This is a genomic window from Nostoc sp. ChiQUE01b (assembly GCF_034531255.1).
In the GTDB taxonomy this organism is placed as follows: Bacteria; Cyanobacteriota; Cyanobacteriia; order Cyanobacteriales; family Nostocaceae; genus Nostoc.
This window is the reverse complement of sequence record NZ_JAVRBM010000037.1, coordinates 51302-68985: the sequence shown is the minus strand read 5'-3', so window position 1 is coordinate 68985 and position 17684 is coordinate 51302. Positions and strand designations below refer to the sequence as shown.

General features: G+C 40.6%; 14 protein-coding genes and 1 pseudogene. 5 read left to right on the top strand and 10 right to left on the bottom strand.

Features of this window, described 5'->3' with window-relative positions; translation table 11 throughout:
• A partial coding sequence (locus tag RMY63_RS22980) for a hypothetical protein (protein WP_322730927.1) occupies positions 1–229 on the bottom strand: 229 nt, incomplete at its 3' end.
• A 302-nt stretch (positions 230–531) separates the two neighbouring features.
• On the opposite strand from RMY63_RS22980, the gene RMY63_RS22975 reads away from it, so the two are divergent.
• Positions 532–798, top strand: a complete 267-nt coding sequence (locus RMY63_RS22975; protein WP_322730926.1) for a type II toxin-antitoxin system ParD family antitoxin — start codon at positions 532–534, stop codon at positions 796–798.
• Positions 795–1103: a type II toxin-antitoxin system RelE/ParE family toxin gene (locus tag RMY63_RS22970; RefSeq protein WP_322730925.1), complete on the top strand. Its 309-nt coding sequence runs from the start codon at positions 795–797 to the stop codon at positions 1101–1103. Before RMY63_RS22975 ends, RMY63_RS22970 begins: the two co-directional genes overlap by 4 nt.
• A gap of 187 nt (positions 1104–1290) precedes the next feature.
• On the opposite strand, the gene RMY63_RS22965 is transcribed toward RMY63_RS22970, so the two are convergent.
• Both RMY63_RS22965 and RMY63_RS22960 read right to left on the bottom strand, forming a co-directional pair.
• Positions 1291–3000, bottom strand: coding sequence for an alpha/beta hydrolase (locus RMY63_RS22965; protein WP_322730924.1), 1710 nt, complete (start codon positions 2998–3000; stop codon positions 1291–1293).
• Between the two features lie 507 nt (positions 3001–3507).
• Positions 3508–4431 carry a DMT family transporter gene (locus RMY63_RS22960; protein ID WP_322730923.1) on the bottom strand — a complete coding sequence of 308 codons (924 nt, stop codon included), beginning with the start codon at positions 4429–4431 and terminating at the stop codon, positions 3508–3510.
• Positions 4432–4709: 278 nt separating this feature from the next.
• Here RMY63_RS22960 and RMY63_RS22955 point away from each other — a divergent pair, with 278 nt between their 5' ends.
• Positions 4710–7046 (top strand): cytochrome-c peroxidase, encoded by a 2337-nt coding sequence (locus tag RMY63_RS22955; protein ID WP_322730922.1) that lies wholly within the window; start codon positions 4710–4712, stop codon positions 7044–7046.
• A 69-nt stretch (positions 7047–7115) separates the two neighbouring features.
• Here the strand turns inward: RMY63_RS22955 and RMY63_RS22950 are convergent, their stop codons facing one another.
• Together RMY63_RS22950 and eis are read right to left on the bottom strand one after the other, a co-directional pair.
• On the bottom strand, positions 7116–8438 hold the full coding sequence (locus RMY63_RS22950; RefSeq protein ID WP_322730921.1) for a serine hydrolase: 1323 nt from the start codon (positions 8436–8438) through the stop codon (positions 7116–7118).
• Between the two features lie 793 nt (positions 8439–9231).
• Entirely contained in the window at positions 9232–10410 is a 1179-nt protein-coding gene (gene eis / locus RMY63_RS22945; RefSeq protein WP_322730920.1) for a GNAT family N-acetyltransferase, read from the bottom strand.
• Positions 10411–10835: 425 nt separating this feature from the next.
• Between eis and RMY63_RS22940 the strand changes: the two genes are divergently transcribed.
• Positions 10836–11156: a multidrug efflux SMR transporter gene (locus RMY63_RS22940; protein WP_322730919.1), complete on the top strand. Its 321-nt coding sequence runs from the start codon at positions 10836–10838 to the stop codon at positions 11154–11156.
• A 77-nt stretch (positions 11157–11233) separates the two neighbouring features.
• On the opposite strand, the gene RMY63_RS22935 is transcribed toward RMY63_RS22940, so the two are convergent.
• Positions 11234–12898 (bottom strand): FAD-dependent oxidoreductase, encoded by a 1665-nt coding sequence (locus tag RMY63_RS22935; protein ID WP_322730918.1) that lies wholly within the window; start codon positions 12896–12898, stop codon positions 11234–11236.
• 64 nt (positions 12899–12962) lie between these two features.
• Entirely contained in the window at positions 12963–13172 is a 210-nt protein-coding gene (locus RMY63_RS22930; protein WP_322730917.1) for a hypothetical protein, read from the bottom strand.
• A gap of 510 nt (positions 13173–13682) precedes the next feature.
• Here RMY63_RS22930 and RMY63_RS22925 point away from each other — a divergent pair.
• Positions 13683–14033 (top strand): annotated as a pseudogene (locus tag RMY63_RS22925) (sensor histidine kinase); the annotation flags it as partial.
• Between the two features lie 316 nt (positions 14034–14349).
• Here the strand turns inward: RMY63_RS22925 and RMY63_RS22920 are convergent.
• The 3 genes from RMY63_RS22920 to RMY63_RS22910 are packed head-to-tail and all read right to left on the bottom strand — an operon-like array spanning position 14350 to position 17665.
• Positions 14350–15363 (bottom strand): ABC transporter ATP-binding protein, encoded by a 1014-nt coding sequence (locus RMY63_RS22920; RefSeq protein ID WP_322730916.1) that lies wholly within the window; start codon positions 15361–15363, stop codon positions 14350–14352.
• Positions 15360–16448, bottom strand: a complete 1089-nt coding sequence (locus RMY63_RS22915; protein WP_322730915.1) for an iron ABC transporter permease — start codon at positions 16446–16448, stop codon at positions 15360–15362. The genes RMY63_RS22920 and RMY63_RS22915 overlap by 4 nt, the downstream gene beginning before the upstream one ends.
• A gap of 2 nt (positions 16449–16450) precedes the next feature.
• Complete coding sequence (locus RMY63_RS22910) at positions 16451–17665, bottom strand: ABC transporter substrate-binding protein (RefSeq protein WP_322730914.1); 1215 nt, start codon at positions 17663–17665, stop codon at positions 16451–16453.
• Positions 17666–17684 lie beyond the last annotated feature (19 nt).

Below are 17684 nucleotides of genomic sequence, written 5' to 3'. Positions count from 1 at the left end.
TAACATCTCCAGTCACATACTGTGTGTTATCTCTAAAGCCACCGACAAAATCTGTGACTACTGCGTTATTAAATAAACCTTGACCATTATTAATCCAACTTGTGGACTTGAATACTCCTCCATCTTGCCAAACTTCAATTAAATCACCATAACCATCTCGATTAACATCTCCAGTCACATACTGTGTGTTATCTCTAAAGCCACCGACAAAATCTGTCACAAGAGCCATAAAGTTCCTTTATGCTTTTCAAAATATTGGCAAAATATTCTACTATGAAGTTATAAAGTAGTTATTAAGCTGTTAACAATATTTATTAATTAACTAGGTAAACCACTAGTAAAAGACAGATTTGCTCAATTATAAGTATATGTCGAGAAGTATGAATGCGATCGTATATCATCTGTAGCTATTATGGTTTTTACAGTAATAGGACTAGCCCTTTGCTTCTGTTCTTTGCGAAAATTTTCACTGCCTATTAATAACAAAAACTGTTATTATAATATCTATTATTGTTATAAGGAAATAGATACATGAATATTTCCCTTACTCCTGAGTTGGAAGCCTTCGTCCAACTACAGGTTGAGTCTGGCTTGTACCATTCTCAAAGCGAGGTGATTCGGGAGGGGTTGCGTCTTTTAAAACGCTTTAACGACCATTCCGAGGAGTATAAATTGTGGCTCAATGAGCAAATTGCTATGGGTCTTTCGGAGCTTGATAATGCACAAGGTCTTCCCCAAGAAGGTGCGCGAGAGCGCATCCGCAACAAAGCGCGACAATTGAACAAAAAATCGTTGTGACGAACCCAAAACTTTATATTCTCTCGCCGCAAGCAGAGAACGACCTAGCGGGAATTTATGCCTATATCGCGCAAGATAATTTGGATACTGCTGAACAGATGCTGGACAAGCTTCTTTCCGCTTGTGAATTACTGACAGATAACCCCAGAATAGGAAAGTACCGTTACGACTTGACTCCGCTTCCCGTTCGTTTCTGGTTGGTGCAGCCCCGATATTTCCTGATATACCGAGGTGAAAACCCTGTTGAAATCGTGCGTGTACTTGCAGCAAACATGGATATTGCACAGCAACTCGCCGGAGAATAAACAAACTAATTGTTTATATAGCAGTCGAAGCATAGGTTAGGACTATGTTGGTTGCTGAAACCTTTGATAATACTGAGTTTCTACTCAGCACTCAGCACTCAGCACTCAGCACTTTGCTATAGTCAAATAAAAATCATCACATGCAGCAATGCAACACCAATATCCAACATCCAAAATCCGAAGCTGACTATGGTGTTGGGGACTTTTTTTTTGCGGGTTTGGCTCCTTTTATATCAAGCAATTGTGCCAATTCGGTTGTATTCAATGACTTGACGAGACTCAAACCAAGAGACTTACTAGAAATACTTTGAGCGTAGCCAGCGTTAAGGTAAGGGATGTATTGTGATCTTCCTGCAATATAGGTTTGGAAAAAAGGTAAACTTAAAACATTCATGTAACGATGTGCTTGAGAAGCATCACCAATCATATCAGCAGGTAATGCTACTTGTTGATTTGTAGGGTTTGCATTGCCAATAGTGGAAAAGTGAGTGCCACCAACAAGCATGACGAGATACTTTTGGGAATTTGCTAACCAGGAAAAAGGTAAAATTTGCTCGGATAAAGCTGGTGCAACTGTATCATCACTACTGCTGACAATCATCACTGGAGTTTTAATTTGACTTAAGCCAGCTTTGCCGAAAATCGAACTCGTAATGGGATTAACTGCGATCGCAGCTTTCACTCTCTCATCCCGCAGGTTATAATCTTTGCCAGACTTGCTGATGCTCAATTCTAAAGCGCGACACTGGAGCAGTAAAGACATATTCCAGGTATTTTGCAGTGCTGCTGGTTGACAGTCTTGTTTTAGCTGCTCAAAGTTAATTTTAGCGCCTGCTAAGGCCAACGCTGTGTAGCCTCCCAAAGATTGACCAAATACTCCGACTTGTTGCAGATTTAATCGACCTTTAAATCGTGAATCAGATTGATTACCTTTTTGCAATTGATTCAGTATATATGTTATATCCAAAGGTCGGTCTTGAAATTCACTTGGTTCTGCTACTTCAATGGCGCGTCTATTTAACAGAGAACGCAATTGTTTTGCATCACTACCAGGGTGATTGGGAACAACGACAGCAAATCCGTAAGAAGCTAGATGAGTGGCTAAATATTGAAAGTTACTGCTGTCTAAACCCAAGCCATGAGAAATTACAATTATCGGTGCAGCATTCTGAACATTGGGAATGTAAACATCAGTAAATAAAAGCCGATTGCGGGTTGAGTCGAAAAACTTCAGGGTGTATTTTCGCGACTTAAACTTTCCTGGAATCTTTAAATCGGGCAATTGCGAAAAATTTGGTTGGGAAATACTATCAGCTTCTATTTTAGACTTTTGGGAAACGGCTGCGATCGCCTGATGAGTTTGGTTAACAAGTTTCTCCAATTCTGTAGCTATTTCAAAAGTCTCGGCGACATCAAGGCGAATGCTGCTGGTGGGATATTTACGCAACACATTTAAAAGTGTCAAGCCTCCCGATTCACCAGAGGCTAAAATTAGCGCCGAACGCAAAGTACCAAATCCTGGTTCTGGTTGACTGGTTTTAATCACTTGCGCCAATCGATGCAGTAAAAATTCTCCTTGCGGTGTGTAGAGAAGTTGCGAAACTACTACTGGACTAACTTTCACACGATTAAGCAAAATCCGCCGCAATTCTTGAAGCTGTTCTAAAGGCAGATATCGCTGATAGGCTGCTAAGTCTTCGTTAATTACACCTGTTTTGGCGTAGTTCTCTAAAGTTGTAACTGAAATGGAAAGCTCCAAAGCTGAATAAGATGCATAAATCCGCTCTGCTGCCAAGACAGAATTACTAATTCCAAATGTTGGCAGCACCATTGAAAGAACCAGCAATAAAGAATTTTTTCTGAGGGTGCTGGCCCAATTACCAAACAAACTATTCATCGCTCAACTGTTTCGGTGGTCTGGTTTTATCGGGTGTTGGCTTTGGTAGTTATTCGGGCGCCCTGCTTGGTTTACTTAATATTACTAGCCTCAATTTTATCAAAACAGAATTTAGGAGTCAGTAGTTATAATTCACGATGAATTATGTATAACTTGCGAATGTAGCTGGCTGAAAATAATGGCTATAAATGGGTTTACAATCTCTACTAAATCTTAGATTATGTAGTCACAAAAAGTAGTGATTCCCAATGCCCTAGTAATTTATTCTGACTCCTGAATTTTGATTTTTGAATTCTTTTGCAAGGATATTTCGGCTAGAAAGTCAACAATCAAATACTACAAAGTCATGGAGATGGGTAAAGTATCCGGGTGACTTCAGTAGTTTGCCTTCACTATTAAATCATAACAAATAAAAAATAGTCTGCCTCAGTATTTATGTTGTAGCTTTGAATATTGCACAAATTCACTAGCTGAAAAATCCAGTAAAAGTTCTAAAAAACATGGCAATTAATCAGCTTTTCCCAAGGCGATCGCTACTGAACCTACAACTACTAAACCTGCTCCGAATATTGCTATGAGGGTGAAGTGTTCTGGTGGTGTCCAATCAGGTGCAATAACTGATACAACTGCGACTGATATTAATGTCACAATGGGAGCTAAGGCTAATACTGCACTTACTCGTGATGCTTCCCAATGTTGTAATGATTCAGAAAAAGCACCGTAAGCGATAAAGGTATTCAAGGCACAAAAAATCAACATTCCTAAATGGAAAGTATCAAGTATACAAAGTGATTTAAATTTAGCTAGAGGAGTGAATAATAAAGCACAGCCTCCATAAATGACCAACATGATGCTGGTGGAAGATAAAGATTGTAATAACTGCTTTTGCGCCAAAGCATAAATAGCCCAAGCTGTTGATCCTAGCGCAATTAAAACACTACCTAGTATATATGTGCCATGTACTGTAATTAAATTTGTTAGTTGTTCGTGAAAAAATAAAAGATAACCACAAATCATTACACTAACACCAATCCATTGAGACAGCTGATAACGTTCTTTAAAAATTACTAACCCTCCTAAACCTAATAAAAGGGTAGATAATTGAATGAGAACTTCAGCGTTAGCAGGCGATGTTAATGCTAAACCTTGGGTAAACGAAAAGTAATTAATTCCTAAGAATATTGTGGCGATCGCTAATAATTTTCCAGAAGCAGAGCGCAGTTGTTCTAATTTTGGTAATTTGCCGCGTATCCCTAAATACACAGCAAGCAATACAAATGATACTAAAAAGCGAAACCAAATAACGGTATAGACATCAAGTACTTGTAGAGTTACTGCAAGAGCAATAGGTAAAATTCCCCATAAGAACACTGTCAATAGCGATAATGCTAGCCCTAAGCGCCACCGACCAGAACTTTGATGTAGTAACATTTAAATATCCTACACAAAGTAGGACTAATAATAAGTTTTAGATATATCTAACTAATTTTATCAAACTCTTGTTGAAATATAGATATTAGTAGCTTAGTTAATCCAAATTCAATATAAAATAATCAGCTGACCAAACTCAATTTATGATTAATAGCCCTAAGAGGGTATTTTTTGTTCACATAAAATTTGTAATTTGCGTGTTCATTTTACATGAATATTAAATTTCAAACTTCCTCGTAAATGTATACTTTATCTCGGTGTTACTTTAGAAAACAACTATGGGGATTATACCCATAATCAGCTTAGTAATCTTTATCACTGTATTATCAAGTTGCTTATTGCTGACCTCAAGAGGTCGATTTTTGCTCAAATCTTTAGTGACAAAAATAAAGCGGCAAGAGTGGAAATTCAGATATGGCAAGCCTAACTACTTGAGATCGAGATTTTCAAGAACTATAACAATTGCTGTCATTATTGTGGTAGCAGTAATAGCCGGAAATACCGTATCAGCAGGAGTTACAGCCCCATCCCTAATTTCGCTCAAGAGCGTATCGGTTCCAGAACCTGACAATCTTGGGAACTTCATAAAAGACAAAACAGCTGCAATCAAATTAGGAAAGACTCTTTTTTGGGATATGCAGGTTGGGAGCGACGGACAGACCTCCTGTGCTAGTTGTCACTTCCATGCTGGAGCTGACAATAGATCCAAAAATCAGATTTCTCCTGGGCTTTTACGGATTAACGCTGATGGTAAAGTGAATCCAGATACAGTTTTTAATATAGGTGGTGCGCCAAACTACCAACTTAAACCGGGAGATTTTCCCTTCCACAAGCTGTCAGACCCGAATAATCCTAGTACCGTTGTATCTGACCGAAATGATGTCAGTTCCTCTCAGGGTGTCTCCAATACTAAGTTTGTTAATGTCGTACCTGGTAGCGCCGAAGACCAAGTAAAAGCGGAGCCAGATCCGGTGTTTAACGTGGGAGGTACAAATGTGCGCCGCGTGCAGCCGCGTAACACCCCAACCGTGATTGATTCAGCATTCAACTTCCGCAACTTTTGGGATGGAAGGGCACAGAACATCTTTAATGGGGTGAATCCGTTCGGTTTAAGAGATCCTAACGCCTCTGTGGTAAAAGCAGAAAGTCCAAATCAGCTCCAATTTGTCAAAATCAGACTGAATAATTCGTCTTTGGCTTCTCAGGCGCTCGGGCCGCCACTGAGTTCCTTCGAGTTGTCGGCTGATGGTCGCACTTTTCAAGAAATTGGTGATAAGTTCGGGCGAATTGACAACAAAAAATCTCTTTTCGATCTGGCGCTAGATAATCTGGATAATCTAGATAATCTAGATAATCCAAATAATCTGGATAATCTGGATAATCTGGATGATATAGATAGTATTACTGATACTCTGGTTCCCCGGGAATCGGTATCCAATCCCGCTGGTAATTTGCCGCGAATTGGCAACAGTAAATCTTTCAGCACACTGCTGCAAAATGCTCTGTCAATTAGGGGTACAAAGCTGCCTCGAGTCTTGGGGCAAAAGTTATCTCGCCTCAGACCGCTAGGCAAACAGATTGTGCATCCACAAGACAGCGTTTTAGGTGCAAACAGTAGATATCCTCTGCCCGGACTGAAGGATAAAACCTACGACCAGCTGATTAAAGATGCCTTTAAGCCGGAGTGGTGGAAGTCTAATCAACTCATTCAAGTTGATGCTGAAGGTAAAAGGACTTTTGTCAACAGCGCTGATAACTCTTCCAAAACTAAAGAGTACACGCTGTTGGAGTATAACTTCTCGCTGTTCTTTGGGCTGGCAATTCAGTTGTACGAGTCTACACTCATTGCCAACGATACGCCCTTTGATCGCTTCTTAGAAGGAAACACCACAGCCCTAACTAAGCAGCAGCAACTAGGTCAACAACTGTTCCAGGGCAAGGCTCTGTGTATTGGTTGCCACGTTGGATCGGAATTAACAGCTGCTTCAGTGAGCAGCGTGGCTAAAGACGGACGAATCAAACGTGCGCCATTCGGTGCAAGACCTGCTGAAGACAATGGCTTCTTCAATATCGGCGTTAGACCTGTAACGGACGACCCCGGTTTGGGTGGTACTGACCCTGTGCAGAATAATCCGCTTTCAGAGGCACGATTGGCTCAGTTAGGGAAATTTCAGCTTCTCCTTGGCGAAAACCCCCCTGTCCTCAATCCACCGTTGAATTCTACTGAAACTGTAACTGCAAACGGAGCTTTCAAAACGCCTGGACTTCGCAATGTTGAACTCACTGCCCCCTACTTCCACAATGGAGGTCAAGCGACTTTAGAGCAAGTGGTTGATTTTTACAATCGAGGTGGTGACTTTGGAGTTCTTCCCCCTCTGAAGCTATCACCAGAAGAAAAACAGCAATTGGTTGCCTTTTTAAAGGGACTGACTGATGACCGAGTTAGGTATGAGAAAGCGCCTTTTGATCATCCGCAACTTTTCGTGCCCAATGGACATCCAGGTAATGAGAAATTCGTTACCAACGATGGTACGGGCAAAGCTACAGATAGCTTCCTGGAAATTCCTGCTGTTGGTAGGTATGGCGGTAGTGCTATACGAAGTTTCTTGAAATAACATTTCACGAAATACCTGATACCGATAGATATGTAGGGGCGTACAGCTAGCTATACGCCCCTATATTTATTAACGAGTGCGTAGGCGTAGCCCGCCGGAGGCATCGCCAAGTATCGGTTGTATATTGCTAACTTTGGTATTGTCTAGGTAATTATAGACTCTTCTGGAAACTTCACGGACAAAATCTCCAGCTTTAGGATCGTAGTTTGGTCTTTGCACCAAAACACCTGCTAAATAGCTTTTCCCGTTGGGCATTTGAATAATACCCGCATCACCGATGATAAATCTCAATGTACCAGTTTTGTGGGCGATGGTAGCTCCTTGACCAATACCAGCTGGTAATAAACTATTGGTTTTGACATGGCGCATAATGCCTAAAACTTGATTGCGGCTAGTTGAGGATAACAAACGATTATTAGAAACTAACGCCGCTAATCTGACCAAATCTTTGGAACTAGTTGTATTTGTGCCACCGATGTCTGGAAGTAGATTCCGAAGTGCTGTATTTTGCAATCCCCAGCTACGAAAACGTTGGCTAACTTTTGCTGCACCACCCAAGCGATCGAGAATCAGATTTGTGGCGGTATTATCGCTGATTGTCATCATCAAGGTAGCAGTTTCTAGGACGCTAAATTTAGTTCCAACGGATTTGTATTGCATAATTCCAGATTCGCCAACCTTTAAATCGCGCCGCATCACTAATTTATCGGTGAGTTTAATTCTACCTGCGTCTATTTCTTGGAAAAGAGCCACTAATAAGGGAAATTTGATTGTACTGGCAGCAGCAAATCTTTTTTCACCATTAATATCTATATAGTTTCCTGTATCTAAATCTAAGAAAAATATTCCCGGATTTAATGTTTTATAACTTGCTAACAAACTGCGAATCTGAGAAGTGATACCAACCATCTCTTGACCAAGATTCACAACTCCTGCAAATGTCGATGCATCTGTGGATTTGATGGCAATATCTTCTCTGTTTTCTCCCACAATGGGATTAGTTTGGCGGTTAAATGAATTGAATTTGAAAATCCAATGAGAACGGGAATCTCCTTTAATTGATATATTTTGGGAAGTAACATCATAACCAGGAGCTAACTCGACGACAAAACGAGTGGTTTGAGAGTCTGGTTTACCGAGGCGAATTTCTTTTACCGCTTTACCAAAACTTTGTTTAACAGTATCGGAATTAAAATTAGTTCCAGGTAAGTCAATCACTAATCGGCTAGGATTATCTAATAAAAAGGCTTTTGGTTCTATTCCCGAAGTGGTAGTTAGGTCTAATTGATTTTGGCTAGAATCATAGTACCAAGACTGTAATTGTGAGGCTTTAGCTTGTCCTGCAACTAGAACCAAACTGCTTAAACCAATCGCCAGTAGATGTAATTTCATTTTGTGATGGTGGGTGTGCAAGTAAGGATCGACTAATCAGGTTTACTTAGATTGTTTTCTGATGACTGTGCTGAACTTCCGGAGAAAAAGTCATAAATCCCGTTGAGTTATTTTTACCAGATGATATTTGGGATTAGATAAGCACGATAAATCATCATTACTTATTAAAAGTAAATCGCTGACAGTTTTATTTGTGATGTAAGTTGACAACAACAGAAATTGTTAATCTAGCCGAAGGACGAGCGAAGGATTAATTATGTTTCCAACTTAGGGATTACCGATAAATAAATTACTACTACTTGTTTATGGGTGTGTGGACAGAGGTGTTGCCCTCATCCCCTAACCCCTTCTCGCATCTTGGGAGAAGGGGAACTGGAGAATTTGCTCCCCTCTCCCAATTTTGGGAGAGGGGCTGGGGGTGAGGGCAAAACTCATACAGTCATTTCAGCTTAAGTTGATACCAATGGCGTCTCGCACGTCCATAAATAAGGGCGGACAAGATGTCATTGGTGACAACTTAAAGTCATCAAGCATTTGTCAATAAGTAATAGTGCTGAAAATTTTGCCGAAAATCAGGGTAGAAAACACTATTTCTAAGCCAGCGAGCGTGTCATATTTAAAAGCATCGTTCATCCTTACTCTGAAAACTCAGTACAAGACTTAATTTGATACTCTCTCAAGTGGCTTATTTATCGCGTAACTACTATTGACAAAACTAGTTTCGCCTTAACTTGTCACGAATGACAAGATGTCCACCCCACAAGAAAAGTTAGAGGTTGGTTGACATCTCACGTTAAAAGAAATCAGCCATCCAAGGAGAACTACCTGCAAATATTTGCGTAGCTGCTGAAATAGCGGTTTCTGTCCCATGCAGTTTTCCGGCTATTTGCAAATGGTAGGGAGAAAACAAACTTGTATATATTGGTGCTAGTTCTCGGATATCTAACTGCAACTCACCCTTTCCACCTTTTGTAACTTCACCACGTCCATCGGCAACAGAAAGAATGAATTTACCATTGTTTGCAGAAAGCAAATTATCTTGAATATCTAAGTGCAATTCAGTTTCAATTCCCGATGGATAACCCCGCATCTCCAGCGCTTTGACTACATCCACTACCCGAAACATCCAACGCATCGTATGCCTAAGCTTGGCAGTTTGCTCTGGTAGCAGCAATGTCAACGAATCACTCACAGAACTCCTCCATCGCACCTGGTCAATTTGGGAGCGATGACTGGCAAGAAAAGACCAAAATGTTTGTGCAGCCGCAGCTGTGAGAATTACCCAATCCTTTACCCGTAAGATTGGGCCATCCTCTTTTGAATGTTGACTGAAGAGGATGTAGCCTTCGGGTTTCTCTTTTGTACCGATAGAATATGCGTAAAATGTTTCCTTCTCATCTGGTTGAATTAAGCGCTCCCAGATTGCGGGATGTCGGTCTAAAAATCCATGCGTTAGTCTTGCCTGCTGCTGATATAGTTGATGAAATACTTGATGATTGATACTCACTATTGGTTGTAAAGGTAGGGGTTGGCCCCGCATTTGGATACTTTTAGTCGGAACTTCCCAATTACACCAGCTACCCCCCTGCTCATACCCGACTTTTCGATACAAGCTTTGCACAGCTGGATAAAGAGCAGAGAGCGGTATACCTCTAGCATAAAGTTCCTTGAGCGTCTGCTGCATGAGAGCGATCGCAGCTCCCGCACCGCGATATTCTGGAGCAATGCCCACTGCGGCGATTCCTGTCATTGGTACACGCACACCACCCCACCACTGCCCCATATCTAGAGTTGCTAATCCACCAACTAATTGTTCTGATTCACGAATAATGCGGAAATTTTCTACGCCAATTAGGTTGATATAAGCTTTTTCGCCAACAAGTGCGCTGATAAAACACTGCTCAAAAATAGTTCCAAGCTGCTGAATATCCTGTGGATGGGCAAGAGTGCTATATTCAAATTGAGCCGTCATCTCTTATACCATTAGTAGGACAAAAACACAATCATACTACAGCAGATGTTGCCCCAATGCTTGAGCAATTTCATCGCCATAAAGCCCCGGAATCAGCCTCAATTATACTACTGTAGGTTTGGTTTTAAATGTGGAACACTTGTATCGCAATCAATAGACCTGCCTTAAAAATAGGGACTGGGGACTGGGGATGGTGGGGCCCCCTCTGGGGATAAGGGGTAATGGGGACTGGGAAAGAGATATTTTTATTACTTCGTTGTGGACTTTGTTCATGGGGTCTCTTGCAAAAGTCCCCTAACCCCTAAAAGCCTGCGGGGAGGGGAAAATTTGACGTAAGTCAAAGGCGGGGTGGGGTTCTTTTTTTGATTTATGCAAGAAGTCTATTTTTAGGACAGGTTGCTCTTAACAAACCACTTACAAAAAATATGTCAACAAGTTGGATTTACCTTATATTAGCAATCCTTTTTGAGGTTTCAGGCACAACTTGCATGAAATTATCACAGGGATTTACTAAAATAGTTCCTTCAGTATTAATATTTGTCTTCTATGGACTTTGTTTTACTTTTTTGACCTTTGCCCTCAAGAGACTTGAAGTGAGTGTCGCCTATTCTGTCTGGGCTGGATTGGGGACTATTGTTATTGCCCTTATTGGTATTATTTGGTTTCAGGAATCTGCCACATTAATCAAACTTGTGTCGATCGCCTTAATCATCATCGGGGTAATTGGCATCAACGCAAGTCAATGAAGGAGGCAGGAGGCAGGAGGCAGGGGGCAGGGGAGAGAGTTTGCAGATTTTACACAGCTTAGTATTCGCTGCTTTAGCTAAACATTACTTAGGTAGCGGTGAACAAATTGAATGGCGATCGAACCTTCTCCCACACCGGATGCCACCCGCTTAATTGAGCCATAGCGGACATCTCCGGCTGCGAAGATTCCGGGAATGTTGGTTTCTAATAAGAAAGGAGAGCGTTCCAAAGGCCAACCACGAGGAGATTTGCCATTATGCACTAAGTCCGGCCCTGTGATGATAAACCCCTGAGCATCGCGTTGAATAACGCCATCGAGCCAATCAGTTTTGGGGCTAGCACCAATGAAAATAAACAGCGATCGCGCCGACACGGTTTCGGTTTGTCCAGTGTTGGCATGGGCAATCACAATTGCTTCTAAATATTCTTCTCCTTTGACTTCCACGACGCTGCAACCTGTACAAACTTGGATATTTTGTGTAGCGGCAATTTGGTCAATCAAGTATTGGGACATACTTGATGCTAGTGACTCTCCCCGCACCAACATAATCACTTTGCTGGCATACTTACAAAAGTGCATTGCTGCTTGTCCAGCAGAGTTTGCCCCGCCTACCAAGTAAACCTCTTCGTTGGTGCAGGCGATCGCCTCAGTCATGGCAGCACCGTAATAAATTCCTGCTCCTGTGAGCTTCTCTGCTCCTGGAACCTTTAGCCAACGGTAGGAAACGCCGGTGGCAACTAAAAGTGCATGGCAACTAATCTCGCTACCATCTGCCAATTGCAGAATCCGATAAGGATCTTCTAGTCGAACCCCAGTTACGACTTGAGGAGTGAGAATTTCTACCCCAAATCGCCGCGCCTGGGTGACTCCCCGCCTTGCCAAATCACTGCCACTCAAGCCAACAGGAAACCCCAAATAGTTCTCAATCCGTGAACTCGTACCGGCTTGTCCTCCTGGCGCTTCACGCTCAATTAAGACAGTACTCAATCCCTCAGAAGCACCATAGACGGCGGCTGCCAGTCCGGCAGGGCCAGCACCCACGATCGCCAAGTCATAGAAGGGGCGCTCTGCCTGAGTTTGCAGTCCAATTTTGGCGGCAATCTCTAAATTAGATGGTTGAATTAACTGGGAACCATTGGGAAACAGCACCAATGGCAATTGCTGTCTGCCATCAGCTTGTGAGTATTCCACTAATTTTGCGGCATCCGGCTCCAGTTCAATATCTAGCCACTTGTATGGAATCTGGTTACGTGCTAAGAAGTCTTTCACCTGATGTGAAAAAGGCGACCAGCGATTACCAATGACTCGAATGCCTTCAAAGCGTGGGCGGAATCCCGCTAGCCAGTCATCTAGCAAATCATTTAAAACCGGATATAGTCTCTCTTCTGGTGGATTCCAAGGCTTGAGTAAGTAATAATCAAGTTTGGCACTATTAATCGATTTAATCGCAGCATCCGTATCTGCATAAGCCGTCAACAAGGCACGTTTCGCATCGGGAAAGATGTCTTTTGCCTGTTCAAGGAACTCTACGCCTCCCATTTGGGGCATACGTTGATCCACTAGAAATAAAGCAATTGCTTCATTCCGCAATTTAAGTTGCTGCACCACATCCAGAGCCGTGATACCTGAATCTGCTCGGACAATGCGGAAGCGATCGCCATACTGATGACGCAAGTCTCGTGACACCGCTTGCAACACTTCTGGATCGTCATCGACGGTTAAAATTGCTGGTTTCGCCATAACTACTGTTACTTAACAATTGCAGTGTCTAGCCGTTGTCTTCAAAAATCTGTCGTCAAAATATCTACTGTTTAACCAGTTGCTTTAAACGAAAGTATGCCTCTTCTGGTGTCAGCGGTTCCGATTGACTTTCATTGGGTATATAAAATATCCAAGTATCAGGAAAGTAATGTACCACTAAGCTGGGAATCAAACCCAAGCTTACTGCTTGCTTTCCGAGTTTTTCAGTTTGTTCCTCTAAACTTAGTTGGTCATGAAATGGGTGTTTAACCATACTTTTGCATTTCTCTGTACTTTATTTGACTCTGGAAGAAGGTTCAAAACCAGTATTGCACAAATCACCTTTCGGTAATTCACGATTCACCATGTTCCAGAGTGAGCTTGAGAATATTTTGATAGTAGATCTAATTGACACTAGTAAACTCAACGAGGTTGTCACCAACCCCGTTGGTCTTCAAAACCGTGCTTAATAGTTTCCCATTACACGGCTCCTCAATGAATCGGCACATTGTCATGTGTACTTCACAACTGAACCATCTTCAGGTGAGCATCCTGATTTTTTTTGCTGTGCAGCGCCGTGGGAGTTGGCTGGTTATTTGGTGTCAAACTTAATAATGTGGCAACTGCGGGCGGTGAGAATATATTTGTGGTGCTACTAATGAGTGTGGCATTTGTAGGAGTAGCGATCGCTTGTTGGACAAGTTTACCTCAAGTGGTGGCGATCGCAGAAGCAAGAGCTGCTGCCGAACACCTATTTACTGTCGCCCAGGATGGTATTTTAGTTGTAGACCTTTTAGCAAATGCGATCGATGCTTTAGAAGAGTCATTAGTCATTAGTCATTTGTCATTTGCAACCGACAAAAGACAAATTCGCATTCACACTCAACTCACTAACCAAAAGCAAGTAGTTATTCGCATTGACGACAATGGTTTGGGTATTCCAGAAGATTTACAAAAACGTTTATTTGAACCATTCTTTACTACTAAACTAATTGGTAAAGGTACTGGATTAGGTTTATCTATTAGTTACCAGATTATCACTCAAAAACATCGGGGAAAATTACAATGTATTTCTGCTCCTGGCCAGGGGACAGAATTTGTAATTGTAATTCCCTTAAACCAGCAAGCTATCTAATTGTTAATATCATCTTACGTGGTTAAATCTTTTAATCGAAGTAAAATGACTAACTTTGGTCAAAAGGGGAAAAAGTCGCTGCTCAAAATTAGTAATGGTGATATATAGGACTATGATTTGATTTTTGAAAAAACTCCGTACAACTCGAAAAGCCTTCAGCCCTATTCCCTACTCCCTACTCCCCAGCTACATAGATAATTTCAGAAATCAAATATGATTCCTATAGCATATACTAATCGACTGCGAAGATTGCCACTAGAAGATCAACTAATTTTTGCATTTACTACTCTTGCTATTTATTTTGGATGCAATGCTTCTATAAATAATTCAAAAATTTAATCATTTCATACAATGAATGATAAGTATATACAGTCTGGCTGTTTGTGATTTTCCACAAAACTTGTTTAGAGTTTGATATTACTTCTACTGAGATTGGTAAGTTATTTTGAATTTGATTAACTTTGAACCCTGCACGTTTTAAAGCACGAATAGTCCATACAGTTGCAATATCCTCACCTATCAAATTAATTTCTCCTTTGTGGGATGTATGGAGATGAAATTCCCCAGAAGCAACATCAAACTCTACACCTTCACTCTCAAAAGTATCAGCAAATGCACCACTCAACACTAAATCTTCTGGTGCGCCAACGTGTAAAATACCATTAGTTGATAATAGCCAAACTTTATCCGCGAGGCGCAAAGCTAAATCTAAATCGTGGGTGGAAAGGAGAATTGCTTGATTGGTTTCCCGCAGTAACTGGCGCAACAACTGCATAATTTCCACCCGTCGCGGTAAATCGAGAAATGCTGTTGGCTCATCAAGTAACATAACAATAGGCGACTGAGCCAAAGCACGCGCAATCATGATTTTTTGCCGTTCACCATCACTTAATTCGCTAACTTGGCGTTGTCCTAAGTGTACTGCTCCTACAGATTTTATTGCCCAATTGACTATTGCTTCATCTTGGAGTGTCAAATTTCCCCACCAGTCAGTGTAAGGATATCGTCCCAGAGTTACCAAGGTGTAGGCTGATAGCATTCCTACATCAACTTTCTCGGTAAGTACCAAACTCAGACGTTTGGCTAATTCTTGTGGTGCTAACTTGTAAATATTTTCTCCCAAGAGTCGCACTTCACCATCGATTGGGGGTTGCATTCCGGCGAGCGATCGCAGTAATGTAGATTTACCCGCACCATTGGGGCCGAGTAAGCAAACCAGTTCCCCAGCTAAGAGAGATACAGAAATATCCGATGCTACACGCCGTACAATTTTTCGGGATGTCTTGTAACCAATAGTCAGATTGTGAGTTGTTAAAATCGCATCATTCATGACGGAAAAGATTTTTGGGAATTACGCCGCAGAATTACCCAAGTCACAACAGGAGTTCCAATTAAAGCAGTAACAGCATTTAAAGGTAAAACCATTTGACTTACCGCAAGTTGGGAAAACAAATCTGCCAACAATGCTAGGATTGCACCCATTATTGTTACACTAGGGATTAATATTCGATGGTCGGAAGTATTGAACAGACTACGACACAGATGGGGAATTGCTACACCTAAAAATGCGATGGGGCCACAAAAAGCGGTAATTGCTCCAGCTAATATAGATGCACTGGTAATAATTGAAAATCTGGTTTTCTGCACAGTTAAACCTAAACTACGTGCATAAGATTCACCAAGTAAAAGTGCATTCAAAGATTTTGATTGTAGCACTGCTAAGAATAAACTCAAAAGTATTACAGGAATTAAAACAACTAACTGTTTCCAAGTCACCCCAGCAAAGCTACCAAAAGTCCACATAATATAACTTTGAATGCGTTCTTTTGAGCTAAACTGCAACAAAATACTAACAATTGCACTAGTAGCATAACCAAACAATAAACCTAAAATTAGTAACGTCATCGTATCTTGCACTCGGCGAGAAACAACTAACATCATCCCTAAAACTGATGCTGCGCCGAGACTTGCTGCTATGACTAAACCAAAATCACTAATTATTCCCAAATCTGCTAATAGTGTTGGTGTTGTAGTACTTGCTGTCAGCACAACTAACGCTACACCTAAACTTGCACCAGAGCTAATTCCCAATACAAAAGGCCCCGCTAAGGGATTTTTAAATAGGGTTTGCATTTGTAACCCACTCACACCTAAAGCCGCACCTGCTAAAGTTGCAGTTAAAGCTTTAGGTAAGCGAAATTTGAGAATAATATGAGTCCATGTCACTTTCTCTGGTTCTTGTCCGAGCAAAATTTTTATTACTTCATTAAGAGGAATATCAACTGAACCTAAAGCCAAGTCTAATAAAAAAGCCAAGATTAAACTTATAAGTATAATTAAGAAAAGAATGGTTTTGAAAACCTGAGCTTTTTGGGTTATTAGGGCAATTTTAAATTTATATTTTTTGCTTAACATTATTAATTAAGTTTGTGGTAATAAAATAGTTTATGGTTAGGTAATATTTCTGGATGTAGTATTTTAATCAAGTCAGATAAAACCATACCTGGGTTACTAATTCCGCTTTCCCAGTAATCATTACTTCCACTTTTATTGAGACGGGCATTATTATTGTAAAGATTGCCTGTTTTCACAGCCTTAAAATCAGCATAGTGATTATCTTCTGCAACTAAATACTTTAATTTATTCCAAGATTGACTAAAATTCAACCAGTAGTCAGCATTGGCTGCACGTTCCAAAACAACTTCAAAAGATAAAGGTAAACTACCAGAGGATTTATCATTACTCCAGAGATAGTTTGCTCCTGCGTCAGCAAGATATTTAGCTACATAACTTTTGCCTCCAGGCATATACCAAGTACCTTTAAAATTGAACCCAACAAATACAGTTGGACGATTTTTTACAGATTTAGCTTTTTGAGCTATTTGCTCATATTTATTGGCAATTTCACTAAATATTTTTTCTGCTTGCTCGTCTTTATTAAAAAACAGAGCAGTAAATTTTAACCATTCGCTTCTTCCCAATGGCGTGTCTTCCATATATTCAGAATTTATCCCCACTTTCAAACCCGCCTCTGTGAGTTTAGTATAACTATCAGTTTGGGAATTTCCAGTACCAAAAGTTGTTACCAAGTCAGGATTTAATTCTAGTACTTTCTCTATATCCACATTTGAATTATCACCTACTTGTGCTAACTTTCCGGCTTTGATTCTCTCGACTACATCAGGAGTATTGACTTGTTTGCTATTACTAATACCAATCAGTTTATCAACTACACCTAATTTCGCTAGGTGGGGTAAATGAGTAGTAGATAGAGAAACTATAGAATTAATGGGAACTGTGATTAATTGTGCTTGATTAAATCCTTTTGGTGTAGGAGTTCCACATTTAACTAAAACATATTGAAACTTTGTGTTGGCATTCTGCCAAGGATTTTTTATAGTGACGATTTTGTAGTGTTTATAATACTCTAGTGTTAAACCAGTTGCATGAGTAATCTTAATTTTATTAGGAAAATAATCAGTATTGGGGTCATATTTTTGAATACAGCCGTTATTATTGGTATTTGTAGAGGTATCAATTACTGTACTATGGCAAGCAATTACCAAAGTTGCAATAAGAAAAAACTGGCACAAAAAAATAATTTTAGAATGAGGCAATTTGACAAAATTCATATTATCTAATTTTTGTCTA